Genomic DNA, 1,940 nt, shown 5'->3' on the forward strand with positions numbered 1-1,940 from the left:
GACCTCCTCGAGCCCGAACGCATCGGCGTCCACCTCTCCGAGGAATTCCAGCTCCACCCCGAACAGTCCACCGACGCCATCGTCCTCCACCACCCCGAAGCCACGTACTTCAACGCACGGTGAGCGAAAGGAACGAGTCCATGACCGCAGTCGTCGAAGGACGACCGGACCAGGCCCGGTCGGCCCCGCCGGTCCCTCCGGCCCCGTCGAGCCCCCGGCCGGGACGGGCCCCGGGCATCCGGGAGCTGCTCGCCGCCGGGAAGCCGTCGTTCTCGTTCGAGTTCTTCCCGCCCAGGACCGAGGCCGGTGAGCGGACCCTCTGGAACGCGATCCGGCGGATCGAGGCCTTCGCGCCCTCCTTCGTCTCCGTCACGTACGGGGCCGGCGGCTCCTCGCGGGACCGCACCGTCGAGGTCACCAAGCGGATCGCGGCCGAGACCACCCTGCGGCCGGTCGCCCACCTCACGGCGGTCGGCCACTCCGTGGCCGAGCTCCGGCACATCATCGGGCAGTACGCCGACGCCGGGATCCGCGACGTCCTCGCCCTGCGCGGGGACCCGCCGGGCGATCCGAAGGGCGCGTGGACCGCCCACCCGGAGGGCTTCGACCACGCCCACGAGCTCGTCCGGCTCATCCGGCGGCTGGGGGACTTCACCGTCGGCGTCGCCGCCTTCCCCGAGCGCCACCCGCGCTCGCGGACCTGGTCCGAGGACGTCGCGCACTTCGCGGCCAAGTGCCGGGCCGGCGCCGACTACGCCATCACGCAGATGTTCTTCCAGGTGGAGGACTACCTGCGGCTGCGCGACCGGCTGGCCGCCGCGGGCTGCCACACCCCGGTGATCCCCGAGATCATGCCCGCCACCGACGTCCGGCAGATCGAGCGCTTCGCCGCGCTGAGCGACGCGCACTTCCCCGAGGCCCTGGCCCGGCGGCTGGACGCCGCCCGGGACCGGCCCGGGGACGCGCACGCCGTCGGCGTCGAGTACGCCACGGCCATGGCCGAACGGCTGCTCGCCGAGGGCGCTCCCGGCCTGCACTACATCACCCTCAACCGGTCCACCGCGACCCTAGAGATCCACCAGAACCTCCACCTCGACACCCCGGAGTAGCACCATGCCCAGCCAGGCCCCCGACGACTTCACCGACTTCAAGGTCGCCGACCTCTCCCTCGCGGAGTTCGGCCGCAAGGAGATCACCCTCGCCGAGCACGAGATGCCCGGTCTGATGTCGATCCGCCGCGAGTACGCCGAGCGGCAGCCGCTGGCCGGCGCCCGGATCACCGGTTCGCTGCACATGACCGTGCAGACCGCCGTCCTCATCGAGACCCTGGTCGCCCTCGGCGCCGAGGTCCGCTGGGTGTCCTGCAACATCTACTCGACGCAGGACCACGCCGCCGCCGCGATAGCCGCCGCCGGGATCCCGGTCTTCGCCTGGAAGGGCGAGACCCTGGAGGAGTACTGGTGGTGCACGGAGCAGGCCCTGACCTGGCCCGGCGCCGACGGTCCGAACATGATCCTGGACGACGGCGGCGACGCCACCGTCCTCGTCCACAAGGGCGTCGAGTACCAGAAGGCCGGCGCCGTGCCCGACCCGTCGACCGCCGAGAACGACGAGATGGCCGTCGTCCTGCGCCTGCTGGGCGACAGCGCCCTCGACTGGGGCCTGCTGGCGTCCGGGATCCGGGGTGTGACCGAGGAGACCACGACGGGTGTGCACCGTCTGTACGAGATGTTCCGGTCGGGGTCGCTGCTGTTCCCGGCGATCAACGTGAACGACGCCGTGACGAAGTCGAAGTTCGACAACAAGTACGGCTGCCGTCACTCGCTGATCGACGGCATCAACCGGGCCACCGACGTCCTGATCGGCGGCAAGACCGCGGTGGTCTTCGGTTACGGCGACGTGGGCAAGGGCTGTGCGGAGTCGCTGCGGGGCCAGGGCGC

General features: G+C 71.5%; 3 protein-coding genes. All 3 read left to right on the forward strand.

Annotated features, from left to right (window positions below; genetic code table 11):
• A partial coding sequence (locus AB0398_RS34240) for a vitamin B12 dependent-methionine synthase activation domain-containing protein (protein ID WP_366379578.1) occupies positions 1-123 on the forward strand: 123 nt, incomplete at its 5' end.
• 17 nt (positions 124-140) lie between these two features.
• On the forward strand, positions 141-1,109 hold the full coding sequence (metF, locus tag AB0398_RS34245; RefSeq protein ID WP_366379576.1) for a methylenetetrahydrofolate reductase [NAD(P)H]: 969 nt from the start codon (positions 141-143) through the stop codon (positions 1,107-1,109).
• A gap of 4 nt (positions 1,110-1,113) precedes the next feature.
• The coding region (locus AB0398_RS34250) for an adenosylhomocysteinase (RefSeq protein ID WP_366379577.1) at positions 1,114-1,940 on the forward strand (827 nt) is incomplete at its 3' end.

The sequence above is a fragment of the Streptomyces sp. NPDC086147 genome (assembly GCF_040702165.1).
GTDB lineage: Bacteria > Actinomycetota > Actinomycetes > Streptomycetales > Streptomycetaceae > Streptomyces.

What these genes read in the sequence shown, in the direction of transcription:
- metF (WP_366379576.1), top strand. Translation starts at nt 141, where the DNA reads ATGACCGCAGTCGTCGAAGGACGACCGGACCAGGCCCGGTCGGCCCCG.